We start from the raw sequence: 25,279 nt of genomic DNA, 5'->3' as shown, positions 1-25,279 counted from the left end.
TCACCCTGTCCCGGTCGTGCCGTAGAGGTCGACAATGCTGGAGGAGGTCGCGGAGATCGTGCGTGCTCCCGGCAGAGCAATGCCCGAGAGATCCTGGTAGTTCACCGCGCACGAGACGGTCACGCGCACCATCGAGCCGGGGGTAAGGGCTCCGACGTCGGCGGAGACGTTCACGGATCGGCAGGTCGTACCGGTCGAGGCCAGGGCCTGGGACGCCGCCTGTTCGGCAGCTTGTTCGGCGGCCGCAGGGGTGGTGGCCAGGGTGGCGGCGCGGGCTGCGGCGTGGGCTGCGTCTTGGACCTGGATGCTCGCGGTCGAGGCGCGTCCGAGCGCCACGATGATCAGCAGCAGCACGACGAAGATCGGTATGACCAGGACGAGTTCCACGGTCACGCTCCCGCGCTCAGACTCGCGTCGCAGGCGCCTGACGCGTGCGCGCACCGTGCGGGCCGTATTGGCGTGGCGCCGTGGCGTGGGCGTGGTGTCGGGGCGGGTCATGGCTGGGTGAGGGTTTCGATCGGGGCGCTGACGTGTGCGGTCACCTGGGGGTGCCAGCCGGGGATGAGCGATTGGGGGTGGCCGGTGACCACGACGGTGGTGGTGGTAGCGGAGTAGGTGACCGTGATGGCCGCGTCGGGCAGCTGCTTGCCGGCGATCTGCTGCAGAGTCGCTGTGCCCTGAGTTTGGCCCAGGCTCGCGTTCCCGCCCTGGGCGCGGGCGGTGTTGACCGCGGTGGACGCGGCGGTCTGCGCGGCCTGCTGGGCGGACCAGATCAGTCCGAACTGCACGACGAACAGCAGCAGCAGGATCAGGGCCGGGGTGGCGATCACGAGCTCGATGGTGGCTGAGCCGCGTTCGCGTCCAAGCGCGCGTAGCCGCACGGCCAGCGCGGTACGCACTGTGTCGCGGGTGGGCAGCGGGCGTGCCAAGGCGCGCTCCTTTCGGTCGTTCTTAGGGGGCTTCGATGGGTGCGTCGTGCGCGGGTGCGGGGCCCGGTGGTTCGGGGACGGCTGCAGGCAGGGGTTTCCGGCCGGTGTAGGTTTCCACTGGACTTGTCCTCTCGTGCACGGGCGAAGTTGTCCATTCGCTGAGGGATGGCGGGCCTCCGAGAGCTCTGTTCGTGTCCAACTCGTCGTGCTTGGTCGCATGGAATCTCCGTTCGCGAGCCGCCTAATTCCAGGTCAGAGCGCCCTGGTGGACAACAAGCCGAGCAGAGAGCGTGGATTGGCCACGCGGTGGACATGTAGGCCGTCGAGTGGATATGTTCAGTGGATCTCTACAGCCGGGCCCCGCGCTACGACGCGTGTGAGCAAGGTTTTAGCTGCCCATGTTGATGTTGTTGGCCGTGTTCGTGGCCTTGTTGACGATGATCGTGACGATGGTGATGGCGGCTGCGGCCATCAGGCCGACGATGACGACGTATTCGACGATGCCTCCGGCCTCCTTGTCCTCGCGCAGGGCCGCGAAGCGGTCCTTTAGCAGCGACAGCATGAAGGCCAGCGGCTTGATTTCAGGGATCATGGGATGGTGCCTCTCTCGTGGTGCGGCCCGTCGGCGGGTGCGTCGGGGGTCCCTCCCGGGCGTCGGCCCGGGGGAAGCAGGTGGCGCGATGTCAGAGTGCGGACATGGCGTGGCTCATGGCGGGGTAGGCGATGAAGAGCATGAACCCGGCGAACATGCAGATCACTGGGAGGCTCATGCGTTCGGTGGCCTGCTGGCTCGCGGCGTCGGCGTCGGCGAGGGCCTGCGCACGCAGGCCCTGGGCTTTGGAGGCGAGCGACGCGCGGACCTTCGCGCCTTCGGACCCGGCCAGCGCCATCGTCGCCGCGATCTCCTGAAGGATGGGCACGTCCAGTTCCTCGCCGAGCTGACCCAGCGTGGTCCAGGGAGCGGTCCGCGAGAGGCGCGCGGCGGACAGCGCACGGCGGATGGCGGAGAAGGACCAGCCCTCGCCGGTGCGGGCGGCTTCGGCCAGTGCCGCCTCCACTCCAGCACCGCCGGACAGCGAGATCGTCACCATGTCGAGATACGCCGTCAGGGCGTGGCGGAACTCTTCCCTGCGCGCCTGTGCCTCGGACTTGACGGCCAGGTCGGGCAGGTAGAACCCGGCTGCGGCGAGCCCGAGTGCGCCCCAGACCGGCAGCACCCACGGCAGGTGGGTGCCGAGCAGCGCGAGCACGCTCCACACGAGCGGGGCGAGCAACAGCCCGAACAGGGCGAGCACCGCCTTCTCGGCGAGGTGGCGCTGCGGAGCGCGCTCGAGGACGACGAGGTCCTTGGCGACCTTCACGCCGGGCAGGTTCGCCGCGGCCAGCGGGCCGGCCAACGGCGCCCCGAGCCGGGTGGCCCAGCCGCCGGTGTCGGCGGTGAGGATCGCCGGGGCCGCCGGCGGCCGGTTGAGTGCGTCGAGCGCGTCGGCCAGTGTCGGGGACGGGGGAAACGCCCAGCGCAGGATCAGGGCGAATCCCAGGCCGAACCCGGCCCCGCACAGCATCAGATACACGGTCATGACAGACCCCTGCGTTCGGTCTCGGGCTGGGTCTCGACGCGGGTGAAGAACCGCGCAGGAGGCTTGCCGCGGGAGATCTTCGCCAGCCACATCGTCGCGGTGCCGAAACACCCTGCGACCATCAGCAGCACCAACTGCCCGGTGGGCGTACTGTAGGGGCTGAGGTAGGACCGGTTGAGCAGGATAAGCCCGATCGCGAAGGCCGCGACCGTGCCGATGATGATGCGCACACTCGTGCGGGTGCGGGCGCGGTCGGCCGTCTCGCGCATGTGCAGTCCGGCCTGGGCGCGAGTAGCCGCCGCCATCTCGCCGAGCATCTCGGCGAGGTTGCCGGCCTGCTGCCGGGACGCCTGGATCAGCGAGACGACGATGACGTCCGCGTTCGGGTCGGCCAGCTCGCGCTGGAAACGGGCGAGAGCCACATCCAGTCGCGCGCCGCGCCCGATCTCATCGGCCAGGGCGGCGACCTCGTGCCGGATCGGTGCCGGGGCCGCGACCGCGGTCGCCAGGATCGTCTGTTCCAGGCCGGCTGCGGCCGCGAGGGTGTCGCGCATCATCTCAGCCCACGTCGCAATCGCCTCGATCCGCGCGATCTGCGTCTTCGCACCGGTATCGCGCCCAATCAGGGCCGGCAGGAACCAGGCTCCCGCCGCAGCCAGGAGTGCTGCGACCGGCCAGCCGGTGAACAGCCCCGCAAGCACTCCGGCACCCAGCGCGATGCCAGCGCGCCTCCACCACAGCGGATCGTGCAGCCTCACAGCGAGCACCTCAGCGCGGCTCGGACCCTCGCCCTGGCCGGCGGCGTCAATCACGTCGCCGACGGCACGCAGCATCAGCAGCAGACCGGCTGCCACCGCGAGCCCGGCGACGATCAGGACGATCATGGATGGCGTCACGCGGACCACCCCCGCTGGAATGAGGCCGGGTCGGCCCCAGCGTCGATGAGCCGCTCGACCGTTTCGGCGCGCCAGCCATAGGCGTACGCGGCGCGCCCGTCCGGACCCGGCCGGTAGACCTCGTTGCTGGTGACCTGCGCGCCGTCGGTGCCGGTAACTTCGCGAACCCCGGTGATGAACCGGGCTCCGTCCTTGTCCTTGGCCAGGTGCACGATCACGTTCACGGCCCCGGCCACCAGCAGGTTGGTCGCCTCCAGGCCGAGTTTCTCCGGCGCCTGGGCCGCGTAGGCCTGGAAGCGCTGAAAGACGCCCGCGGTGGAATTGGCGTGGACAGTGGTCATCGACCCGTCGTTGCCCTGGGACATCGCGTTGAGCATCGGCAAGACCTCATCGCCGCGCACCTCGCCGACGATCACCCGGTCCGGGGACATACGCAGCCCCATCCGCACGCACGCGGCCTGGCTGATTTCCCCGACCCCTTCCAAGTTGGCCTCCCGCGATTGCAAGGGCACGACATTCGGATGTGCCTGCGGGTTCTTGTGCAGGCCGATCTCGAAGGTGTCCTCGACGGTGACCAGCCGCTCGTGCGCGGGGATCTCACCGCAGAGTGCGTCCATCAGCGTCGTCTTGCCGGAGTTCGTGCCGCCCGCGATCACGATGTTCAACCTGGCGCGCACAGCGGCGCCAAGCTGGTCGGACAGCTCCGCAGAAAGCGTCCCGAGCCTGACCAGTTCCTTCAGCGGCACGCTGGTATAGCGGTGGCGGCGGATCGAGACCGAGGGGCGCTCGGAGATGCCCATCACGGCGAAGAGCCGCGAGCCGTCCTTGAGGGCGAGGTTCAGGTGCGGGGAGCCGCGGTCGAACCGGCGCTCCTCGGTGCCGGCGCGGGCGGCGAGCATCCGGATCATCTCGATCAGTTCCTCATCGGAGGAAGCGACCGGCCCGACCCGCTTGCCCTTCTCGCGCACGGTGTCGACGAACACGATGTCGCAGCCGTTCGCGTAGATGTTCTCGACGTCTGGATCCTCCAGCAGTTCCTGGAATCCGCCGAGCCCGAACAAGGCATCGAAGACGGCCTTGGCCACGCGCTGTTCGGCGGCGGAGTTGAGCACCCGCCCTCCGCTGCTGATCGCCGCCGCGGTGCGCTCGGCCAGCGCTGCGTTGATCAGCTCTCGCCCGCGCTGCTCACGCTCGCGCGCCGAATACGCTTCGTCCCCGGCCCACGCGGCCAGCCGCTCGCCGACCGTCGTGCGCAGCCCGGCGACCACCTGCGCCTCCAGCGGGCTTACGCCCACCGGATCAGTGATCTGGTTCATGCTGCGTTCCTGACAGGATATTGAGCCCCGTGCGCGCTCTCGGCAGGCTGGGCATGGGGTTCGGAAACGAAGGTGGCCAGGGCATGGTGTGCGGCGAGTTCGTCGCCGAGTGCGCGTGCGGCCTTGGGAAGCGCCAGCGAGGCGAGGTGGCGGCGCTTGCCGGTAACCCCGCCTAGCCACGCCGCGCCCTTGCGGTCGTGCGGCAGCTGGGCCCACACGCGCATGCGCATGCTCGCCTCGACTTGACCCCGTTCGAACCCGGGGCCGACGAGGACCAGGCCGAGCTCGGTGTCCGTGGCCTCGGCGCGCACGGCGAGAGCGTCTATGGACTTGGCGAGCCGATCGCATTCATCGAGGGTCGGGCGCGCCACCAGCAGCGCGACATCGGCATGGGCGAGGATGCGGTGAGTGTGGGAGCCCGGATCGAGCCGCCCGCAGTCGACGACGGTGACCGTGTCCGTGTCGTGCGCAAGGTTCGCCCACAGTGGAAGCCCGTCCCCGGTCAGCAGTTCGAGCGCGCTGCCGGCCTGCTCTGCCGCGGCCGGTGCCGCGATCACCGGCAGCCCACCGGGAAGCTCCTGCGCCTGTTCGAAGGCGACCTTCACGGAGTGGTCGCGGCGTGCCACGGCGGAGAGCGAGACCAAGCCCGGCGCGGGATCCAGGCCGAAGCGCGCGGCGAGGTCCCCTCCGGACGGATCGGCTTCGATCACCAGCACGCGCTGGGTACCGGGCCACATCGCCGCGAGCGCGAGCGCGCTCGTCGTCACGCCGGGGCTGGCTTTGAGGGACGCGAGAGCGATCAGCATCACTGGTCTCCTGCGGCAAGCACGATCAGCTGGGCCCCGTCCGCCGGGATCGGCGCGATCTGCCCGGCCGCGGACGGCGAGGCCTGCAGCGAGACCTCCACATCGCCGCTCGAGTTCGACGCGGGCGTGATCGAGAGCACGGTCGCGGTCGGCAGGCTGGCCACCTCCACCGGGCTCGCGCTCTGGCCCGCAGCGGTCACGGGAGCTACCGCCACACTCGCTCCAGGCGCCACCTGGGACGGATAGGACCCAGGCTTGACCTCGAGGGCGACCAGCGCCTGCCCGGCCGCCGGGACCGAGGTTCCGCCGAGATCGGCCTCCGACAGGAGCGTGCCGGCCGGCAGGCTCACCCCGGCACGGTGCCCGATCACCTTGGCCGCGTCGGCCACCGGAATCAGCGGGACCGAGGAGTCCGCGGCCACCTGCACACTGCGCAGATCACTGACGCTGATCACCTGGCCCGCGATCACCGCGGAGCGCAACTCGATCACAGATGTGCGCCCGCCCAGGTGCGTGTAGGCCACTGCGAACGCGCCCGCACCGGCGAGAGTGAGCACCGATCCGATCGCCAGGAACGGCCGTGTGCGCTTACGCGGAGCGGCCGAAAGCCGCGATGCGCCTGGTACCGGAGCAGACGGCTTGGGGCCCTTGCCGCCGCGCCCGAGACGCGCCGGGCTGGTAGAAGAGGTGGGTGTAGCCATGAAGGTGCCTTACACGTGGTTCGGGAAATGGATGTCGTAGCCGGGCGAGCGTCAGCTGCCGGTGACCAGGGCGCGGGATTGTTCCACGTGCACGGCCTCGGTCGCGGTGGTGGTCATGCCGTTGAACGCGCCATTCTGGCCGCCGCCGGCCCAAGTGACGTTCCAGGTGATCGTGGCGCTGACCGTGTAATCCCCGGTGCCGGAATCCTTGGTGTAGGTGTGCCCGCACGTCGGGGAGGCGGCGCTCGGTGCATCAGAGCTCGTGTACGGAGTACCTGGACCGGAGCAGGTCGTGCTCGTTCCATCGCCCCAGGACCATGTCACCGACACCGGCTTCGCGGTGGCGGTCACCGACTCGCCCGGAACCGACGCGGTCGCCGACTTCGCGGCGAACTGGCTGGCCGGCACCCAACTCCACATCGGAACCGACACCAGTTGCGGCTTGCCAGGCGCTGGGCTCGACTCGATGGTCGGAACCGCCAGCTTCAACTCCTTCTGCGCCTCAGCGGCGAGCACCGCAGGAGCAGGCGCAGTCGGCAGCGTGCCATTCGGCACCCACACCACCTGGGTCGTGGTGGTGGCGATGTTATTCGAGTTGATGGCATCCGGGCACGTCATCAGATACCACGCGCCCGGCTTCTTGCCGGGCGTAACGCCAGCCGTCGGCTGGTAACCGGGATCCGCCTGATAGGTACAAGCGCCGTTGACGATCGTCACGGTCGGCGTGGGAACGGCGCCAGAACCCGTGGTCGAACCCGATCCGCCCGCAGAGCCGTTCGAACTGCCCGAGGAGCCGCCTTGGCCCGGAGAAGCCGGTGTGCCGGCGGTCACCGTACACTGCTGGGTCGCCGGATCGCACTCGCCGGTGGCGATGCCACTGTCCGCTAGTGCAGCCTGCGCGCAGCCCAATATCAGGGTTAGAACTAAGGCCGAAAGTAGTGCGTTGCGGGTCATCAGCAGGTCCCGACGATCTGAACGACGAGTTGGCTGACCTTCCACGTGCCGCTGGATTCGACGACGAGTGCCTGCGTCTTCTCTCGCCCGCCAGGCACCTTGTTGTAGAGGTGGCCATCGGTGGTGTAGAGCAACCAGGAATCCGTCTGGACGCAGTCGTTCACGACCACTTGCGTCGGGTCGTTGGCCGGGATGACCTGACCGGCTGTCGGATGCAGCAACACCGGCTGCCCGTGGGTTACGCCGCCCTTGACGTTCGTGTTGACGTACACCGCCCCGGTCACGTACGACAGCGCTGCTCCTGTCAAATGATCGGCTAGCCGAGGATTCTGGTAGTCAGCCTTGCTGGATATCGCCTCGACTGAGGCCCAGTCCGCGAAGGCGGACCGGTATGCAGCCAGAGCCTGTTTCACGGCAGCCGTCGCCTTGGATGAACTGCTGGGAGACGCGGACGCTGCCTTAGTCGTCGCGCCGCCCGAAGCGGCGGGAAGCGCGGCCGGCCCGCTCTGGCCGCCGCATGCGGCAACGGACGCGAGCAGCGCGGTCGCGGTGAAGCCGGCCGCGGCGCCGCGGCGCAATCGAAACTGAGTCATCGTCAACCGCCTCAATGAAGTCGTACTGCCCGGGCTCTGGAACGTCCCGGTGGGCCTGGGAAAACCAGGCCTTAGGTGGCTGCTGCAGGATTCCTGTCGCTCGGAGCCGAGCGACAACCGCCGTGTGAGTAACGGTCCAGTTCGGATCCGACACGGAGCTCTTCGTCAGGCGACATGGCCGGTCTGCCGATGTCGTCCGCCTCCCATCTCGCCGGCGCGCCGACTGCGCTCCGCCCCGCGAGAATCCATGTGGTTGCCGAGACCGTATCTGCCCCGAGCCCATGGAACAGGGGCAACGCCGTGCGCTCGCTGGTAGAAGCGGGCAGGGCGAAGCGATGCCGCACGTGGGTACGCGGCATGGCGAATCACCTCAAACTAGGGCTTAGAGTGCTCTCGCGAGCAAATGATCTCTTGCCCTAAATTCTTACCCGACCACACGCAGGAGGGGGCAAGGGCCACAAGGGCCGCCATGTCGGATTGTTGCCATATGCTCAGCAATCCGTTGCCATTCGGTTATAAAGTTAGCGATCCTAAGCAAGTCGCGGATCGCCGGGATCTCAGCCTCGGCCAGAACGAGGCTGCAGGATGCATAGACGCACGTCAGGAGTATGAACAGTGAGCGGTTGGCTCGCGATGGTGGCGGGAGGGAGCGTGGGTGCGGCGTCTGGTGCGTACGCAGCGAAGGAGCTCGCTGGCCGTTATCACGGACACGGAATGATAACGGCCGCTTTCTCGATTTTCGGCGCGGCCCTGGGAGCCGGTGTCGCGGCCCGGCTCCATCCCTGGGCTCTTGGTGCCGCATGCCTCGTGTTGCTCGCTGTTGCACTTCCGCTTTCGGCGATCGACGCCGCCACCCGGAAGCTGCCAGACACTCTCGTGCTGCCCGCCACCGCCGCCTGCGCTGCTCTCCTCGCGGTGACGGCCATCGGCTCTGGAGAATTCGGCCCACTCTGGCGTGCCCTGACCGCCGCCACCGTCATCTTCATCGGCTTCACCACCTTGGCGGTCGTCGTGCCGGGTGGACTGGGCTTCGGCGACTGCAAGGCAGCCGCCCTGTGCGCGCTACCGCTCGGCTACCTCGGCTGGCCTCACATCCAGGTCGGCATCTTCGCAGCGTTCCTGATCGCAGCCTTCTACATCTTGGGCCGCCGACTGACGGGTACGGCGTCGCGCACGCTCGCCTTCGGCCCGTTCCTGTTCGCGGGCGCCCTCTACGCTCTGCTCTTCACGTAGGCCTCTCGCTCGCATCAATTCACCTCAGCTTCAGCGCTCATGTGAGCCGCTACCGCTGGCAGGGCGCCACGCGACGAAGCGCCTTGCTGTTCGCCGAACCTGCACTACCGTTGGGTGACAAGAGAACCCAATGGGCCGGCCTCAGTGGGAACGGGCCGGCCGTGACGTGGACGGGCGTGATCGGATGGCCATCTTCCGGGCGTACGCCAAAGTGCTGGAGCCCGACGACCCCGCGGTGCGGATCTACAAAGCGGGTTATCGGACGTGCCCTGGGGAGCCTGGACAACTGCTTGCCGACGTGCTGCAGCGGACGGGTGGTGCCTACGAGACAACGACCCAGCTCTCGCCGTCGTTGCGTAACGACATCCGCGAGATCGCCGAACTCACCTCGGATACGGCGTTGCTCGCGATCGCGGATCTGGCCGAGGTGCCCGTGTCCCTGGAGCCTCTGCGTGGTCTCGACCCGCACACTCGCATCGTCATCAGAGCAGAACTCCAATACGAGGCGGACGAGGGCTCTCGAGTGAGTGGACTCAGGGAGCGTCGACCGGCCGTGGCGACGATCATGCCTGACGGCACAGTCGTCGCGGGGGATGCGCTTCCCACATGACATCAGTGCCGCGCACGCGGACGCTTACATCAAGAATTCCAACCCTGATTTTTCGAGGCCGCGAGCAGTGGCTGTCGCTGGACACGGACGGTAAACCGGTTCTCGTACAGTCTCGACTACGGCCTGACCAAAGCGGCACCGACATGAACTCGCTGCGTCGCACCCTAACTCAGGTCCGCGAAGGCTTGCCCAAGTAGACGCAACGGAGAGAGCCCATGCGCATCGAAGCCGAGCCGTTCGACTACGACCTGCCCGCCTGGCGGCCCTACGCCTCCGCCCGCCTCGCCACGCTCGGCGCCCCCGAACCTGCGAGAGCCGCGTTGACCGGTCGCGGCCTGCCCGATGCCGCCGCCGAGCACTTCGTGCGCGTCCCCGAACGGGAACTGGAAGAAGCCGATCTGCCCGGCTGCGGCAAGGCCGCCTTCCTCGGTCAGGTCTGGGACGGGTTCAACAACACCTACTGGCTCAGCCTCGCCGACGGGACCGTCTGGATGCGCTACGGCCAGCACGACGAACCCGCCCACGAAGCAGATCAACACCTCGGTCACGGCGCTCCAGGCGGTCCTCGCCGTCTACGAGGCCTACGTCTCTGCGGAGTCGGATGACCTCGAGCAGCAAGCACGCGAAGACCTCATCAACCAGACCGTCATCCACGCCGTCGCGGCCGACCCCAGCGCTTTCACCGACGACGAGAACTGGTGGTCCCAGACCTTCCTCGAGATCGAATTCAGTTCAGCGCGCATCCTCCTCGGCGAACAATCCCTGTTCCAGCTTGTCACCCAGGACGCGGCAGGACGTTGGGGAGTGGACCACCCCGGCTACGAGGACGACGAGTAGTTCAGCCAGCAGCGCTTCGCTTGACGTCTCTCGCCGAGTTAAGTGCGCCGCTGCCGCTCTCGGCCATCCGCAGCGGAGGATGATGAGAAGCATGACATTCGAAATCCTCGATACCGTCAGCGATGCCGGCGGCGCGAAGCCGACCGAGGACCGGATCGGGCACTCGCACGTCGCCGCATGGGTCATCGACGGCGCCACAGACATCTACCCGGAGCCGTTCCTGCCCGCGGTCAACGACGTGCACTACCTTGTCGATGCCGTCGGCGCCGAACTCTCGCGGATCGAAGAGCCTAGTTTCACTGCTGAGGGGCTGCTGAGGCATCTTGCCGACACCGTGCGCGAGGACATCGCCGCACGGGGCTTCCCGGCTGAGCGAACGCACCCCACCTGTTCGCTCGGCCTCGCGCTCGACCGCAGGGATGAACTCGAGTTCGCTCGCATCGGCGATGTCACGATCATCGCGGTCGGCAATGGGTTGACGGAGCTATCCACCGACTTCTACAACCAGCGCGAGATCGCCGCCGTCGCTGCCGCTGGGTCCTCCGGCTTGGACTCCGACCACGCGCGCCAAGCGCTGCTGCGCCGGCGCCGCGAATACATCACCGGCGCCCACGCCGAGGGCGTCTTCTCCGGCGACCCCGACGCCGTGCTGCGTGTGCACTGCGCCACCGTCGGACGTGAGGACGTGCGTCACATCCTGCTGTGCACCGACGGCTTCGCCAGAGCCATCACCGATTACCACCTGTTTCCCGACTGGCCAAGTCTGATCGAGGCTGCACTGAAGGAGTCGTTGTCCGCCATCGCCAGAGCGATCCGCAACATCGAGCACCACCCGAAGCATGATCTGACGGACAGTCACTTCAAGCGCAGCGACGATCTTGCCGCCGTGCTGTGCGCCCCGAGCAGGAGCCGCTGACCGGAGATGGCCGAGCACCCGCCCTACCTCGTACCTCACCCGGTCTATGGCCACCTCGAATATGTCATGCCCGTCTCGGCGAAGGCCGTCGTCGACTGCAACGGCCGCATCCCGCTGCTGCGCAACGAACGCGGCGAGTGGGAACTACCGGGAGGAAAGGTAGAGGCAGGTGAGGACCTCGAGACGTGCGCGATCCGTGAAGTCCACGAGGAACTCGGCATCGTCATCAGCCAGCTTCACCTGGTCCAAGCGTGGATCTACGCGATTACCGCGCAACGCCATGTCCTGGTCGTGGCCTACGCCGCCACGTGCGTCAGTCCAGGCGAGCCCCGACTCTCGCACGAGCATAGGGAACTCGGCCTGTTCAAACCCTCCGAGATCGCAGCGCTTCCGATGCCGGCTCCCTACAAGAAGGCTGTCCAAGCCTCCCGAGAGTTGAGCGCCTCCCGCTTATCCAACGGTGCGGCTTAGCGGCATGATCCATAAGGCCTCCGTGCCGGTCCGTAGACGTTGTGTATTACGTCGCAGCCCGTGCGCTTTCGTCCAACGCGGGCCCAGCAGCGTAGGAAGCGGCGCCGAACTGAGATGCTTGCAGCATATAAAGCAATCGATATTCTCCGTCTGCGCCCATCAGTTCCTTGTGGCTGCCGGATTCCACGACGCGTCCGTCCTTGAGCACGATGATCCGGTCGGCGCGGGCGACGGAGGAGAGCCTGTGGGTGATGAGTACGACGGTGCGTCCGTCGGCGCGGTCGAGGACCCGGTTGAAGGCCTCGGCCTCGGCGCGGGGGTCGAGTGCTGCGGTCGGTTCGTCATAGACAGCCCAGGCCGGGGCGCGGTAGGCCGCTCGGGCGTTCGCGATCTTCTGCCACTGGCCGCCGCTGAGGTTCGTGCCGCCCTGGAATTCGGAGGCAAGCAGGCTCCGGTATCCGTCGCCAAGCTTCTCGATCACCGCGTCCGCGCCGGAGGCCACGGCCGCGTCGCGGACCCGCTGCGGGTCCTCGAGGTCGGGGCGGCCGATTTGGATGTTGGCTTCGGCCACGAACGGCCAGCAAGGGTAGTCCTGTGCCAACACGCCCACGTGCGTGCCGGCGCGGGTGCGGTCCATCGCGGAGGTCGCCATGCCGTCCCAGTACACCTCGCCCTCGGTGGGCAGATACAGGCCGAGGATGAGTTTGGCGAGGGTGGATTTGCCCGAGCCGTTCTCCCCGACCAGCGCGATGACCTGCCCGGATTGTAGGTCGAGGTCGATACCGGCGATCGCGGGGCTCTCACGGCCGGGGTAGGTGAACGACACGCCGCGCAGGCTGATCGTCGTAGGCGGCCCTGCGGGGACGAGGCCTTGACCGGTGATGGCGGCGGCATCGGCCTGGGCGATCGCGTCTTGCCAGTCGGCGAGGTAGAGGCCGTATTCGAAGATCTGGTTGACGGTGCCGATCGCCGAGCGGATCTGGGCGGTGCCGGTGCGGATGGCGAAGGTGGCGGTGCCGGCGGTGGCCAGCGGCACTACCCCGCGCCAGAGCAGGTAGCCGAGCAGCAGGTAGCAGCACGCCAACGCGGTACCGGAGACGCTGCCCGCGGTCAGGGTGGTGCGAGCGTCCGCGCGCGCGAGGCGTTCTTGTTCACCCTCGTAGGCGGCGGACAGGCGGGCGTAGTGGGCGTGCAGGAACCGGTCGACTCCGTGCAGGCGGATCTCCTGGGCGGGCTGCTTCTCGGTCATCAAGTCGGCCAGGCGCCGTTGCTGGCGCGCCCGGCCCTGCCATGCGATGCGTGAGCGGTTGCGCCGCCGATACGACATCATGCTCGCGACCCCGCCCGGCAGCGCGGCGAGGATCAGCAGGGGCAGCAGGAAGGGGCCGAGGACGACCAGGACGGAGGCGGCCGCGGCCATCGCCGCCACGGCGGTGATCAGCTGCGTGATCTGCTCGATGACGTACTCGGCCCAGCCCGCGCCGAAGCTCGCGCCCTCGAGCGTGTCGTGGAAGGATCCGAGCTCGAACACCGACAGCTCCACGGAGGTCGCCCGGGTCATCAGCTCGGTGAACGCGTGCCGGGTCACCTTCGGGCGCAGCCGCCCGGAGGCTGCGGACCCGGCCGCCGAGAGCAGCGCCCCGCCGGCCGCGGCGACCCCGACCAGGATCAGGGACGGCAGGGCGGCGCGCGCCCGCGCCGGGCTCGGGCCCGCTGAGAGCAGCCGGATCAGGATCTGGTTCGTCGCCAGCAGCCCGAACGCGGTCGCGATCCCGGTCGCGCTCTGGAACACCAGCATCGCCAGCAGCGCACGGCGATCCGCGCGCCACCCCAGCCCCAAGCAGATGCGGATCAGCTGTGGCAGGCGCCTGGCGAGTTGGGCGAAGGACGCCTCGGCCACCGCCGTGTGATGGCGCGCCCAGCCCATCTGGAACACGATGCCTGACCCGAACAACGGATCCGAAGCCCCCGACATGTCCGCGTCGGTGCGGCGCCGGCGCGCCCGCCACCGCGATCCCGCTCCAGCCCTAGTCATGGAAACGCTCCCCGCGCTCACGGCCGGCGCGAGTCTCCAGAATCGGGATCCGCATGTCACGCCCCTCCCCAACTTGAATCAATAGGCTGTGGTAGTTCGGTTGCGCTCGGTCACTGGGTGCCGTCGGGTTCGAGACCGGTCCCGTGTAGGTGCCGCACGTCGTTGTGGGCGAGCAGTGCCCACGCCCCGCACTCGTGCGCGCCGGGCCACACCTGGCGGTGGTGGCGCCACCTGCTGATCCCGGTGTGCCAGGTGATCTGGTAGGCACGTGCGCCCGAATCCGGGCCGAGACCGAAGTAGGCGGCAATCGCGGCGTCCTGCGTTTCGGCGTGGGCGATGATCAGAATGCTGTGTCCGGGGTGGCGAGCGGGCAGGGCTGCGAGGAAGTCGCCGGCGCGCTGTCGGTAGCTTGCCCAGCACTCCGCGCCCGGCAGCGGGGCGGCCTCGGGCGCGAGCGGAGGGATGGTTCCGATCGCGTTGGACTCCGGGTCCCACGGGTCGCCCGGGCCGTGGTCGAGCGAGCGCAACTCCGGCGCGAAGACCACCTCCATGTTTAACGCCTTGGCGACGGGCTCCACCGACTCCACACAGCGGCGGCGCGGGGAGGCGTAGAGCGCGTCGAAGCCGCCGTCGGCTCTGGTGCTCGCGGCCAGGTGCGTCGCGGTGTATTCGGCTTGCGCGCGCCCGCGGGGGGTGAGACCGCGGCAGTCCGCGGCGGCAAGTCCACGCTCGGTGTTGATCACCGCCTCGCCGTGGCGCACTATCGTCACGCGGGTAACTTCGCTCACGATGCGTCTCCGTCTCTGCCTGCTGACGCGGCGGTGTGGGGTTGTGGGTCGCCGTGGTCGTGGTAGCCGTCCGGGGCGGGCCGGTCGACCGGTAGGCCGTGCTCTTCGATCGCGGCACGCTTGGCCGCGGCCGCCTGGAGGTGCCCGCTCGGCCCGAAGTCGAGCAGGGCCGCGGCGCGCTCGATATCCACCAGGTACCGCCGGTAGGCGGGCCTGCGCCCGGCCAGGTGCGGGTCGCCGTCCGGGGCGATCGGGTGGTAGCGGCGGATGACGGCGGCGTAGCGCAGTTGGAGCACTCCGTCCGGGTAGCGCGGGTCCGCGGTGCTCGACTGCCCGCCGATCAGGACGGCGGTGTTGAGGTACACCTCGACCTGGGATTCCTCCATCGCCTCGCGCGCGAGGGTCTCGAGCGGATGCTCGCCCGCCTCCGGCCCTCCGGCCGGCAGGGCGTAGCGGTGGGTATCGGTGCGGTGCTGCAGCAGCACCCGCCCGGATTCCTCGTCGAACAGCCACCCGCCGACCTGCCCGACCGGAAGATCCGGCAGCGCATCCGGGGCGTGCCACCGCCATTGCGCCCGCTCCCCGGTCCGGTAGCCGTGTTCGAGTGCCATCGGCGCGCCAGGATCGCGCAGACGCTCGAGCGCACCGGCGATGCGCCGAGCCAGGCGCGGGGTGACGAAAGCGCTGACACGGTCGGCATCGACGAACTCGAACGCGTCGAGTTCGTCTGCGGGTAACCGGATTGCTGCGATCGCGTGGTTATCGATGACGCCGCCGTCGAAGAGGTATTCGGTGTGCGTCTCGGTCTCGGCGCGCGCCGGACACTGGTCGATCACCAGCAGCCCGCCGGGCTCGAACTCCGCGAACCCGAGTTCCTCGATCGCTTCGCGCCGCGCCGCCTGCCACGGGTACTCACCCTCGTCGAAGCCGCCCCCCGGCAGTGACCAGCGCGAAGAGCCGGTCGGGCGCACCAGCAGGATCCGCCCAGCCCCGTCGCGGATCAGCACGTGCGCGCCCGCGACCGTACGCGGCAGCGATCTGCGATAGGCGCGCTCGGCGGCCCTGCGCGGGGATGCCGCCCCGACGTACTCGATGTGCAGCACGGGAGACGAGGGTACGGAGCCGTCGGATTCGGCCGGGGCCGTGACCCTCGCCATCGCGGCGGCCAGCGCGTCCTGATCGAAGTCCCGGTCGAGTTCCAAGGTCCGGCACACGACCATCGCATCGCCCGGGCCGGGGACCTCCACCAGCACCCCGGGCGCGAGCACCGGAGTCTTCCCAGCCGGTCCGGCCACATACCGGCTTTCTCGTTCGGCCAGGACCCGGCCCAGCTCGGGGCCTGCTTCGATCCTCACCGGCGGCTCGAGATACTCCACACACACATCCAGGCGCAGCGCGCACGCGAGCTCCGCGGTCATCGCGTCGGTGACGTAGCCGCCGACGTTGACCACCAGGAGCATGTCGGCCGCCGCAAGCCGCCGCCGGACGAACTGCTCACGTGCTCCCGTCACATCGGCGGCCGGGCCGACCACGACCGCGCCGGCCGCTGTAAGAACGGCCATGACCTGCTGCCATTCCCGCTCGGCCCAACTCGGCGCGCACAGGCACACCGTCTTCAGCGCGTACCTACGTGCACGCGATTCGTCCAGCACCTACGACCCCCTCATAGACGATTCAGACCTCTGCCATGGCGGGCATCGGACTCAGCTCGTTCCAGAACATCGCTGCGCCAATCTCTTCCGGCATCCGCCGCTTCCGGCGAACATCGCGCTTGCCCGCACCAGCCAGCCCCTGCATAGCCCGAGTGCACCCGTCTGGCTTCACGACCGCTGCGGAGTATCTCAGCCCGCGTGCCCGCCGCACCTCGACTGTAGATTGCCAGGCGTGTCCACCGAATTCCACTGAGTAATCACGCGTCGGTGAACCCGGCCACGCATCGAACGACGCCAAGCCGGCGGCGGTGCGCGAAGGATGCGGACACCGCGGCCGCAACGACCCAGTCCAGGTTCTGTCGGCGATTCCCGCGCACGAGTGACTATTCATGTTCTTCTCTGCAAGCTTCCGGTTCGCGCAGGCAGGTAAGGCGATCGATCTCGCGGCCGACGCCCATCGCGTAATACTTCTGGTCGTGCTCGGCATAGATGGCTTGGGCTTCATGGAGGAGCGCGAGCGCGACGCGCAGGTGGCCGCGCGCGGCCTGGATCCGGGCGTGTTCGACCAGCGGTTCGGCCAGCAGCAGCGGGATACCGATCTGCGCGGCGGCGTGCACGGCTTCGAGCGCTGTCTGCTCAGCGCTTGCCAGGTCATCGCACGACCGGTGAGCTGCGGCGAGAGCCACGGTCCCGTGGACCCTGTACAGGTCGTGGCCCGCCGCGAACGGCGCCGCGAGCGCGGCCGAGAGTTCGTCGCGGGCCAGTCCCGCGCGGCCAGTGCGGGCATGGATCGCGCCGAGGTGGATGCGGGCGACGGCTTCGCGCTCTTGGTCGCCGGCTTCGCGCGCGAGGTCGACGGCCTGATCGAAGAGGATCTCCGCCTCCGGCAGGGAGTCGGCGTGCAGCCAGGTCAGCCCGAGTCCATGGAGGGAGCGGATCACCGCTTGCGCATCGCCGTCGGCGCTGCGGATCTCGAGGGAACGCTGGTAGCGCGTGCGCGCAGCCGCCGTGTTGCCTCCGGCCAGGTCAAGGTGGCCGCCGTACTCCTCGAGCATCGCGCGAGCACCCCGGTGAGTGTCGCGGTAGGCAGCCGCGATGCCGTGCTCATACGCCTGCTGCCATCCGTCCCACGCCCCCGTGAGGGTGCTGATATTGAGCGTCAGCAAGGCCAGGCGCCACGCTTGGGCGTGGCCGCCCGACTCGCGCGCGGCTCCGATTTCCCGCAGGAGCCGGGCGCGTTCGCCAACGAACCAGTCCAGCGCGTGGGAGCGGTCGGTGAAGCTCAACGTTGGACGCTGCGGGTCCGGTGCGATCTGCTCTCGTCCGGGCAGGTCAGCCACACCGAGCACCTGAGCGGCCTCGAAAGTGCACGCGAGGTGCCACGTGGTGGCTCTGGTATAGCCGTCGCACGTGAGGATCGCGGGGCGCAGCGGCGAGGGGCCTGGCGCGGCGCGGAAGGAACCCGGGTCGGTCTCACTCGTCTGGGCCAGGTGATGCCGGGCAAGGTGGCGCAGATGACGCAGCGCTTCGCTGGTGGGCAGGTCGGCGTGCGCGGCAATCACCGCCGCTGGAGCGTCGACTCCGTCGAACGCGGCGAGTACCGCGAGCACTCGGCGTGCCGGCGCGATGAGGGGGATGACGCCGGGAAGCTCGATCCCTGATGCCCAATCGGGCACACGCAGCGAAGGGTTGCACGCCGCCTCGCCGCCGCGCTCGTCAGCGTCGATAGAGGCTGGCGCCGGTGGCCGAGCGAGCCGGGCGGTCATGAGCCGTCTCCGAACACGATGGTCTGCACGCCCGGGACGAACCGCGGACAGGAGGATGCGGTCCACTCCTGTCCGGATGGCTGCCAACCGAAGTCAGGGACTCGGTAGTGCGCCGACCAGGTAGCGTCTGTTCCGAGCGTGACCTCCCACCCACCGATCCGACATGGCGCGGAGATCTGACGGTCCACGGTCGTTCCCGCGGCGCTGCACCGGGTCTGGGCGACCATGACACCCGCGCTGGTCTGGTGCGCGTGAAAGTAGAGCCCGAGTGTGATGCCGGTGGATATCGCGCCGCCGCAGACGAGCCGGTAGGCGGCCTGGACGTAGCCGTCGGCGGCCATCACCGGATCCGGCCGGTCCTGGGTGGCTGAGCATGTTGCGAGCGGACCAGTGGAATCTTGTGCAGACAGTGCCAGGGCGCTGCCTGCGGCTGCGATGGTTACGACGGCTGCGGCGCCGATGCGTATAAGCCAGGGAGTGCGGTTCATAGCGCCGCCTCCGGGTGACGGCCGTCCTGCCGAGCGGAATCATCAGAACTCAGGATCCTGCGAGCGTGCTCGAGCAGGTGGGTGTCGTTGTGCGCGAGGGCCCAGGCGAGGGCGGAGAGCGCGTCCAAGACCGCCCAAGCACGCAGCGCCGTCGCCTCAACTGGCATGAGATCTCGTCCGTATCCGGTGTAGAAGGCGTCGCGTGCTGCCGGGCTCCGGGTGAAGACGCCAGTCTCCAGGCGTACCAGGTCGCGTACGGCCGGGGCGAGTGCGGCCCGCTCGAAGTCGATGACCGCGACCGTGCCGCTGTCTAGATCGATCAGGAGGTTGCGCGGCCAGAAGTCCCCGTGCGTCGGCACCGAGGGCATCGACGCGGCCACCGTGGCGAGTTGCTGCGCGGCACGGTGGATGCAGTTGCGCTGAGCCGCGTCCAGTTCGGCGCCGACTCGTTCGATGTGCGTGTCGGTCTGCGCGACCAGACGATCGATCACGTCCGAGTCGGCCACAGGCGCCGCAGAGTCGTGCAGTCGCCGCAGCAGCTCGCCGACCTGCCGATACGCCTGCGCCGATCGGGCCGGGTCCAAGTAGGCCTCCTTCAGCAGCACACCGGGCAGGAAAGTGGTGACCACGACGCGCAGATGCGGGTCGGCCGCCTCAAGCCGCGGCGCCCTGTCACGGCCGAGCGCGCTCGCCCAGGCGTATCCGGCCGTCTCCCGGGCGTAGAAGGTGTCATCGATCAGACGCTTGAGAATGTGGTCGGTGCCGTCTTCGTCGCGGATCCGGTAGACCTCAGACCCTTCATAGGGCCACGACAAATCCGCCACGACCCGCACGTCGCCGAGCCGGTCCTGGACGAAGGGTGCGAGTTCGATGGGCAGCGAGAGTTCGGCGATTCCAGTCGGTTGGCTCATGAGGCGGGGACCCCCACTTCCCATGGCGCGGCGGAACGCTGTGCCGGCGGCCGGGGCGCAGCGCGTCCGGCGACGCGATCAAGGCTGGCCAGGTCGTGCCAGCACCCGGCGGCTGCGCCGTCCGAGAGCAGCCGGAGGAAGATTTGGGTGGTCAGTTCGACGTCTGCCATTGCGCGGTGGCGATCTGGTCCAGGTGTAATGCGGTAGTGGTCGAGGACGGCATCGAGCCGATGCGAGGTGAGGTGCGGGAGTACGGCCCTGGCCATGGTGACGGTGTCGAGTAGCGGTGTGACGGCCAGGTTCGGGCAGTGCTCGGCCTGTCTGCGGATCAAGCTGCCCTCCGTCCCTGCGCTGTGCGCGACCAGCCGATACGGCGGCGCTGCCAGGCGGCGGTCGAGCTCACCGAGCACGTCTCGCGCGCTGCGCTCCGGCGCGAGCATGGCTGCGGTGATCCCCGTCAGCGCCGTGCTGCGCGCGGTCACCGGGACGTCGTCGGGCGGCCGGATCAGGGCGCTGAAGCGTGCCTGCTCGTACCAGCGGCCGTCGTCGTGCCGTAGCGCGAGGGCCGCGACCTCGATCGGCTCCATGGGGCGGCCCGCGGGCGTGAGCGCCTCGAAGTCGATCACGATGATGCCGCAGGCGAGTGCGGGCGCCGTCCACCCGGTATCGGCTGGCTTGATCTCTTCCATTGCCTATCTCCGTTCTCCGACCGGGCCGGTGGGCAGATCCGCCCTCTGGGAACGACGTGGCAGCGCTGCGGGTTGCGTGGTGGGCGCGGCGTGCGGGAAATCGAGCCGGAGCTGTTCGAGGTCGCAGTGCTGCAGGAGCGTCCACCTCGCGGTTCGCTCTGGCTGTTCGTCTTCGTACCGCCATCGGCTGAGCCAGCCGTGTCCGAGGGTGGCCAGCGCAAAGTCACCGGAACCGGCCGTCGCGCGCGAGAAGGCTGAAGACGCGGCGGTCAGAGTCGAGGCGTGGCCGACCACCACGACGCGCCCGGAACGGTGGACCTCGCACAGTTGCGTCAGGAACCGCCCGACGCGCTCCCACTCGTCACCGTCGGGCCGCAGCTGCGGGGCCAGGTTCGCGGTCAGCCGCAGCGCGTGCGCGATCGGCGTGGCCGTCTCCAGGCACCGAAGCAACGGCGAACTGTAGAGGGCCGCGATCGTGCCGAGCCGCGCGACCTCCTGTGCCAGATAGGCGGCGAGCGCCTGCGCTTGGGCCAGGCCGCGACCGGTCAGGCCCTGCGCGGACTGGGATCCGGCCGCATCGGCTCGGGACCAGTCCTCACCGTGGCGGATGAGCAGTAGCTCGGTGGCGGTCATAGCACCACTTCCCATCCGTCGATGTAGTCGGCGGCCGGCGCATCGCCGTGGTCGCGGTAGCCGTCGGCGGCCGGGCGGTCAACCGGCACGCCCATCTCGCGCGCGGCCTGTTCGGCCGCGCGCGTCTGGGCCTCGGCGTGTGGGCCCCAGTCGAGCAGGCCGGCTGCGCGGCGGATATCGGTCAGGTACCGGCGGTAGGGGGCGCGGGGGCGGGTGAGCTTCGGGTCGCTGTCCGCGGCGATCGGGCGGTAGCCGAGGACCGGGGCGACGTAGCGGGCCTGGGCCAGCCCGTTCGGATGACCGCGGTCGCCGTAGGTGACCTGGAACCCGATCAGCCGAGCGGCCCGGTGGTCGATCAGGATCTGGCTTTCTTCGAACGCCTCGCGTGCCGCGGTCGCCAGCCAGTCCCGATCACCGGGTTCCAGGCCTCCCGCCGGGAGCGCGAAAGCGCCGCCGCGTTCGGTGCAGTGTTGCAGGACCACCCGCCCGTCGCGGTCGAACGCCCACACGCCCGCCTGGGTGATCGGCACGCCGTTCGGCGGTTGCTCGCTCGGGTGCCACTGCCACACCAGGCGCGTGCCGGGGGCGAACCCCTCTTCCAGAACGATCGCCCCACCGTCTTCGAAGCGCTCGAGCACGGCGGCGATCACGCGCGCGGTGCGCGGCGCGACCATCGCGTGGACCCTGTCGCAGGCGGCGAAGACGAGCCTGCCGTAACCGGTCTTTTCGGTCCTGAACAGTTGCGCGAGGTGAACCGGATCGAGCGGGCTGGCGTCGAAGACGTACCCGGCGCACACTCCGCCGGCCCTGAGGTCCACCGCGGCCAGGCGCACGCGGTCTGCGCGCTGTTCGAAGAGCTCCCACGCGAGTCGGCGCGCTGCGGCTGCCGGATCCTCGCCCGGGCCGAGTTGCACACTGGGCAAGTCGAGCGCCCCCGGCTGTCCACGTTCCAGGACGACGGTGCTGTCCGGGCCGTGCGCCAGCAGCCCGACGCGGATACCCAAGCGAGCCGGCGCCGCGACTGACTCACTGTGCTCCTCGCCGAGGAAGTCGAGTTCGGCCGCGAGATAGGCGTCATCGTCGGTACCGGGATGTGCGCCGCGCAGATGCTCGGCGAGGTCCGCGCCCGACAGTCCAGGGCCCACCCGGGTCGGGTCGATACTCGCTGCGGCTTCGATCAGTCCCGGATAGCGCAGCACCCCAGCGACCCGGAACAGGGCGCCGCGTTCAACGTCGGCAGCGGCGATCCGCACGACGCTGCCGCGGGCCAACTTCGCCGGGAACTGCTGCGCGGGTCGCAACTCGATGAACCGGGTGCGCCCCACCAGCCCGGCATAGACCTCCGGGTCTACGCGGAGGCGGATCGGATCCTCGAGGAAGCTGAGCGGTTTGGCCAGCCGCATCGTGTACGCGATCTCCTCGGCGGTGCCCGGTCCCGTGTACCCGTCGGTGTTGGCCACCACGACGCAGTCGGCGGCCGCGATTTTCCGCAGGTGCAGCACCTTCAGGCGGGCGTGCTCGTCCGGGGTGAGCTGCTCTCCCGGCGGAACCGGGGCCAGCACGATCGCGCCGGAGAGCCCGAGACGCCGCTCCAGCTCCGCGATCTGCCCGCTCGATCGCATCGGCGCGCAGATGCACACCATGGCCTCGTCCAGATACTCGTATGCGATCACGACGTCAGCTCCGATCTCGATGGCGCAGGGTTCAAAAGGGCGGTCACGCGGGCACCGGCCGCGAGGGTGGTGGCTCAACATCCCGGGGCCGTGTTCTCGCTCGCGCTCAGCCCCTCGGCCGTCGCGGTCACGGTCACCACGCCCCCGCAGTAGCCGTCTGCCGGGATGCCGAACGGGAGCCGGTAGGAGCGGGCGCCTGTGAGCGTCGTCGTATACGAGCTCTGCCCGACCCGCCGGCCGCCGACGGTGCCCCAGTACGTCACCGTCAGCGTGAACGCACTCGTGTCCGCGGTGTCGATGGACACGAACGCGTCGACCTCGCGCCGCGTGGCACTGCCGCCAAGGAGGTCAACCTGCAGGGCCTCGATGCCCACGCTGGCGGTGGTTGCCGGCTCGGCGCCCGTACGCGCGGAGCCTGAGGCCCGGTTCGTGATGCCAGCCGCCGTACGGCTCGGCGCCGCCGCGCGGCTGTGCGGACTCGATACCGGAGGTGATTCAGGGCTGAGCGCGCCGAGCTGCGGGGCGGCTAAGGAATCCGCGTGGAGTATGAACTCGTACATGCCAGCCAGGACCAACGCGACGCACCCCAGGGCGACGCTGTGCCCGAGCCAACCACCGCGCAGTTGCATAGCAAGCCACCGGGTGCGCGAGGGCGACAGTTCGTCCTCGTGCTGACTCTCGACAGGCACCGGGTCCTGGATGCGCGGGGCGGCAGTTCGCGTGCGTCCGGCGCACAACTCGGCCTCGATCTCGTCGAGCAGCCGCGCACCGAGCACCGCGATCTCGACGAGTTCCGCGGCCAGAGCCTCGCCGTCCTCGCGCGACCAGCCCGGGCCGCCCTCGCGGTCGGCAGATCCCCCGAGCCGGGTTTCCCACCATGAGCGCAGGAACCCGATCCGCGCCAGCAGGATCTGCGCACCATCGCGCACACCCGCCGGGATCCGCGGATCCGTGCGCAGAGCCTCGAGTTCCCGTGCGGTGCCCGCGAGCGCGGCCTGCACCTGCTCGGCCTGCTCGCGCGTGCGCGGAGCTGGCCATCGCAGGCGCCTCAAGACCCGTACTGCCTCAACCAGCGCCGCCCGCTCGCTGCGCTGATGTGGGTCGCCGAAGGGCGCCGGCCTGGAGAGCGGCTTGTGAAGGTCGCTCATCGCCAGCCCCCGCGCAGATGGTCGCATCGGCGCCGGGCGTGGCCGACACTCATGGCAGGCGGCACGGGCAACCTCCTTCGCATGCGTAGTGCGGTAATGGGAGGTCCCCGCACCCCGGGGCTTGGACCTCAGGGGCCGGATACGCGTCGTGTGGACGGGTGTCCGGGAGACCCCGGGGTGCGGGAGCATGAGGCGAGTCACGCGGCGGCGCTCATCACCAGTGCTGGGCGGAGGCCCCCTGCGGCCTCACGCCATCGGTCCCGGTACGCGGTTGCCTGGTCTGCCGACCATTTCGGCCGCACGGGCTTGGCCTGGGCCGGTGCCGCCTGGGTCTCGCGCTCGAGGGTGGCCGTGCGGTCCAGGGCGAGCCGGGAGAGGACGCCTGCGCCCTGGGCCGTGGGGTACGCGCCGGGATAGGCAGCCACCGGGATCTGCAGGAGATCCGCCTGCGCCTGAAGCATGCACGCGGACTTGGTCAATCCGCCGTCCACGCGCAGCACGTCCTCCTTCAGCCCGGCGAGGTCGTAGAGGTCGGCGACCGCGGCGGCGATCCCGTAGACGACGGCCGAAACGATCTGCTCACCCGTCGTGGACAGGTCCACTCCCGCCAGCCGCGCCCCGCCCTCCTCGTCGAACCTCGGAACGAAGACTGTCCCTCCTGGGTTTTTCGCGCACGAGTCATCAAGCGCGTCGACCCGGTCGAGCACGCCGACCTTCACGAGCCACGACAGCGCCGACGACGCGGCGGCCACCTGCCCGTCGAGACAGAAGGTGCGCGCGCCCTTGATCCGCCACGCGGTCGAACACGTCAGTTCACCGCGGGTCGGCCTGGCTCCGAGGTTCGTGAGCAGCAACGCGCCGGCGCCGTAGGTGACGTTGACCGCTCCAGGGTTCAAGCAGCGCTGGGCGAGCAGCGCGGCCGGCGCATCGAGGATCACCCCGGCCACCGGCACCCTCGGCCCGAACGCGTCGGCCTCGCCCACCACCTCGTCGTTGGCGACGATCCGAGCCATCGGCTCGTGCCCCAGGCCGAACACGGCTGCCAGGCGCGGGTCCCAGGTACCGGAGTCGAGGTCGACCAGCAGCGACCGGGACGCGGTGGCCGCATCCGTGGCGTACTGGCCGGTCAACTGGTGCAGCAACCACGCATCGAGGCCTGCGACTACCCCGTCGCGGGTGAGGTTCTCCCGCAGCCAGGTGAGCTTCGGCGCGGTGGACTGCGGGCTCAGGCGCAGCCCGGTCGCCTCCGCGATGGTCTCGGCGTGAGAGGCGAGTTCCTGGCAGATCCCGGCCGCGCGCCGGTCCTGCCGGGTGATCACAGGACTCAGCGGCTTCCCGGAGGCAGGGTCGAACGCGAGCACTGACCCGCCGCCGGTGGCGAGCGCAACCACGTCGATGCGCCGCCCGGCCTGGCCGATCGCCTTGCGCGCCGCCGCCCGGACGCCGTGCCAGATCTCCACCGGATCCTGCTCCATCCCGCCGTCCGCGAGCGTGCGCGTCGTCACCCTGACCGTGGAGTGGGCCAGCACCCGCCCGGTCCCACCGATCACGACCGCCTTCGTGGCCGTGGCCGCCTGCTCGATCGCCAGAACCGTGGTCACGCCGATCCCGTTTCCAGCGGGCTGCGCCGTGCTCGCGACGCTGCGGTTCGTCC

General features: G+C 69.4%; 28 protein-coding genes. 6 read left to right on the top strand and 22 right to left on the bottom strand.

The window, feature by feature from the left end:
• The 10 genes from ACTRO_RS37075 to ACTRO_RS37030 all read right to left on the bottom strand — a co-directional run bounded on the left by ACTRO_RS37075 (position 1) and on the right by ACTRO_RS37030 (position 7,781).
• Positions 1–387 (bottom strand): TadE/TadG family type IV pilus assembly protein, encoded by a 387-nt coding sequence (locus ACTRO_RS37075; protein WP_169740003.1) that lies wholly within the window; start codon positions 385–387, stop codon positions 1–3.
• A gap of 107 nt (positions 388–494) precedes the next feature.
• Positions 495–929, bottom strand: a complete 435-nt coding sequence (locus ACTRO_RS46450; RefSeq protein WP_051451978.1) for a TadE/TadG family type IV pilus assembly protein — start codon at positions 927–929, stop codon at positions 495–497.
• A gap of 388 nt (positions 930–1,317) precedes the next feature.
• Positions 1,318–1,521, bottom strand: coding sequence for a hypothetical protein (locus ACTRO_RS37065; protein WP_034270763.1), 204 nt, complete (start codon positions 1,519–1,521; stop codon positions 1,318–1,320).
• Positions 1,522–1,612: 91 nt separating this feature from the next.
• Positions 1,613–2,509, bottom strand: a complete 897-nt coding sequence (locus ACTRO_RS37060; protein WP_034270761.1) for a type II secretion system F family protein — start codon at positions 2,507–2,509, stop codon at positions 1,613–1,615.
• The gene (locus ACTRO_RS37055) at positions 2,506–3,405 is read right to left on the bottom strand and encodes a type II secretion system F family protein (protein WP_157436664.1); all 900 of its coding nucleotides are present in this window, start codon (positions 3,403–3,405) and stop codon (positions 2,506–2,508) included. Before ACTRO_RS37055 ends, ACTRO_RS37060 begins: the two co-directional genes overlap by 4 nt.
• A complete protein-coding gene (locus tag ACTRO_RS37050) occupies positions 3,402–4,721 on the bottom strand; it encodes a TadA family conjugal transfer-associated ATPase (protein WP_034270756.1) in 1,320 nt (439 codons plus the stop codon). Before ACTRO_RS37050 ends, ACTRO_RS37055 begins: the two co-directional genes overlap by 4 nt.
• Complete coding sequence (locus tag ACTRO_RS37045; protein ID WP_051451977.1) at positions 4,718–5,527, bottom strand: CpaE/TadZ family protein; 810 nt, start codon at positions 5,525–5,527, stop codon at positions 4,718–4,720. Before ACTRO_RS37045 ends, ACTRO_RS37050 begins: the two co-directional genes overlap by 4 nt.
• Positions 5,527–6,084 (bottom strand): SAF domain-containing protein, encoded by a 558-nt coding sequence (locus ACTRO_RS37040; protein ID WP_051451976.1) that lies wholly within the window; start codon positions 6,082–6,084, stop codon positions 5,527–5,529. The genes ACTRO_RS37045 and ACTRO_RS37040 overlap by 1 nt, the downstream gene beginning before the upstream one ends.
• Positions 6,085–6,279: 195 nt before the next feature.
• Positions 6,280–6,945, bottom strand: a complete 666-nt coding sequence (locus tag ACTRO_RS37035; protein WP_051451975.1) for a hypothetical protein — start codon at positions 6,943–6,945, stop codon at positions 6,280–6,282.
• Positions 6,946–7,181: 236 nt separating this feature from the next.
• Complete coding sequence (locus tag ACTRO_RS37030) at positions 7,182–7,781, bottom strand: hypothetical protein (RefSeq protein ID WP_157436662.1); 600 nt, start codon at positions 7,779–7,781, stop codon at positions 7,182–7,184.
• A gap of 609 nt (positions 7,782–8,390) precedes the next feature.
• Here ACTRO_RS37030 and ACTRO_RS37025 point away from each other — a divergent pair.
• The 6 genes from ACTRO_RS37025 (at position 8,391) to ACTRO_RS37005 (ending at position 11,842) form a co-directional block, all read left to right on the top strand.
• The gene (locus tag ACTRO_RS37025; RefSeq protein ID WP_157436661.1) at positions 8,391–9,008 is read left to right on the top strand and encodes a prepilin peptidase; all 618 of its coding nucleotides are present in this window, start codon (positions 8,391–8,393) and stop codon (positions 9,006–9,008) included.
• Positions 9,009–9,192: 184 nt separating this feature from the next.
• Positions 9,193–9,618 carry a hypothetical protein gene (locus ACTRO_RS37020; RefSeq protein WP_034270752.1) on the top strand — a complete coding sequence of 142 codons (426 nt, stop codon included), beginning with the start codon at positions 9,193–9,195 and terminating at the stop codon, positions 9,616–9,618.
• 215 nt (positions 9,619–9,833) lie between these two features.
• The gene (locus ACTRO_RS50090) at positions 9,834–10,223 is read left to right on the top strand and encodes a hypothetical protein (RefSeq protein WP_051451972.1); all 390 of its coding nucleotides are present in this window, start codon (positions 9,834–9,836) and stop codon (positions 10,221–10,223) included.
• On the top strand, positions 10,150–10,455 hold the full coding sequence (locus ACTRO_RS51590; protein WP_425394897.1) for an SUKH-4 family immunity protein: 306 nt from the start codon (positions 10,150–10,152) through the stop codon (positions 10,453–10,455). The genes ACTRO_RS50090 and ACTRO_RS51590 overlap by 74 nt, the downstream gene beginning before the upstream one ends.
• Before the next feature lie 91 nt (positions 10,456–10,546).
• Positions 10,547–11,371: a protein phosphatase 2C domain-containing protein gene (locus ACTRO_RS37010; RefSeq protein ID WP_034270750.1), complete on the top strand. Its 825-nt coding sequence runs from the start codon at positions 10,547–10,549 to the stop codon at positions 11,369–11,371.
• Between the two features lie 6 nt (positions 11,372–11,377).
• On the top strand, positions 11,378–11,842 hold the full coding sequence (locus tag ACTRO_RS37005; RefSeq protein WP_051451971.1) for an NUDIX hydrolase: 465 nt from the start codon (positions 11,378–11,380) through the stop codon (positions 11,840–11,842).
• 46 nt (positions 11,843–11,888) lie between these two features.
• On the opposite strand, the gene ACTRO_RS37000 is transcribed toward ACTRO_RS37005, so the two are convergent.
• From ACTRO_RS37000 to ACTRO_RS36950, 12 genes are all read right to left on the bottom strand, one after another.
• Positions 11,889–13,877, bottom strand: a complete 1,989-nt coding sequence (locus ACTRO_RS37000) for an ATP-binding cassette domain-containing protein (protein WP_157436659.1) — start codon at positions 13,875–13,877, stop codon at positions 11,889–11,891.
• A gap of 110 nt (positions 13,878–13,987) precedes the next feature.
• Complete coding sequence (locus ACTRO_RS48420; RefSeq protein WP_063628136.1) at positions 13,988–14,665, bottom strand: histidine phosphatase family protein; 678 nt, start codon at positions 14,663–14,665, stop codon at positions 13,988–13,990.
• Positions 14,662–16,317: an NUDIX hydrolase gene (locus tag ACTRO_RS44460; protein WP_157436658.1), complete on the bottom strand. Its 1,656-nt coding sequence runs from the start codon at positions 16,315–16,317 to the stop codon at positions 14,662–14,664. The genes ACTRO_RS48420 and ACTRO_RS44460 overlap by 4 nt, the downstream gene beginning before the upstream one ends.
• 22 nt (positions 16,318–16,339) lie before the next feature.
• Positions 16,340–16,462 (bottom strand): hypothetical protein, encoded by a 123-nt coding sequence (locus tag ACTRO_RS50575; RefSeq protein ID WP_281177925.1) that lies wholly within the window; start codon positions 16,460–16,462, stop codon positions 16,340–16,342.
• A 238-nt stretch (positions 16,463–16,700) separates the two neighbouring features.
• Positions 16,701–18,083: a tetratricopeptide repeat protein gene (locus tag ACTRO_RS36985; protein WP_034270747.1), complete on the bottom strand. Its 1,383-nt coding sequence runs from the start codon at positions 18,081–18,083 to the stop codon at positions 16,701–16,703.
• Complete coding sequence (locus tag ACTRO_RS36980) at positions 18,080–18,424, bottom strand: hypothetical protein (RefSeq protein ID WP_034270744.1); 345 nt, start codon at positions 18,422–18,424, stop codon at positions 18,080–18,082. Before ACTRO_RS36980 ends, ACTRO_RS36985 begins: the two co-directional genes overlap by 4 nt.
• Before the next feature lie 143 nt (positions 18,425–18,567).
• Positions 18,568–19,482, bottom strand: coding sequence for a phosphotransferase enzyme family protein (locus ACTRO_RS36975; protein ID WP_034270741.1), 915 nt, complete (start codon positions 19,480–19,482; stop codon positions 18,568–18,570).
• Positions 19,479–20,171 carry a 3'-5' exonuclease gene (locus tag ACTRO_RS36970; protein WP_051451967.1) on the bottom strand — a complete coding sequence of 231 codons (693 nt, stop codon included), beginning with the start codon at positions 20,169–20,171 and terminating at the stop codon, positions 19,479–19,481. Before ACTRO_RS36970 ends, ACTRO_RS36975 begins: the two co-directional genes overlap by 4 nt.
• Positions 20,172–20,174: 3 nt before the next feature.
• Positions 20,175–20,804: a phosphoglycerate mutase family protein gene (locus ACTRO_RS44455; protein WP_051451966.1), complete on the bottom strand. Its 630-nt coding sequence runs from the start codon at positions 20,802–20,804 to the stop codon at positions 20,175–20,177.
• On the bottom strand, positions 20,801–22,477 hold the full coding sequence (locus ACTRO_RS44450; protein WP_051451965.1) for an NUDIX hydrolase: 1,677 nt from the start codon (positions 22,475–22,477) through the stop codon (positions 20,801–20,803). The genes ACTRO_RS44455 and ACTRO_RS44450 overlap by 4 nt, the downstream gene beginning before the upstream one ends.
• 74 nt (positions 22,478–22,551) lie before the next feature.
• Positions 22,552–23,529, bottom strand: coding sequence for a hypothetical protein (locus ACTRO_RS36955; protein WP_157436656.1), 978 nt, complete (start codon positions 23,527–23,529; stop codon positions 22,552–22,554).
• A gap of 293 nt (positions 23,530–23,822) precedes the next feature.
• Positions 23,823–25,226, bottom strand: a complete 1,404-nt coding sequence (locus ACTRO_RS36950; protein WP_034270735.1) for an FGGY family carbohydrate kinase — start codon at positions 25,224–25,226, stop codon at positions 23,823–23,825.
• Positions 25,227–25,279: the final 53 nt, after the last annotated feature.

Origin of the sequence: Actinospica robiniae DSM 44927, from assembly GCF_000504285.1 — a bacterium.
Classification (GTDB): Bacteria; Actinomycetota; Actinomycetes; order Streptomycetales; family Catenulisporaceae; genus Actinospica; species Actinospica robiniae.
Note: the sequence above shows the minus strand (reverse complement) of the source record. Positions and strands in the feature narration are given on the sequence as shown.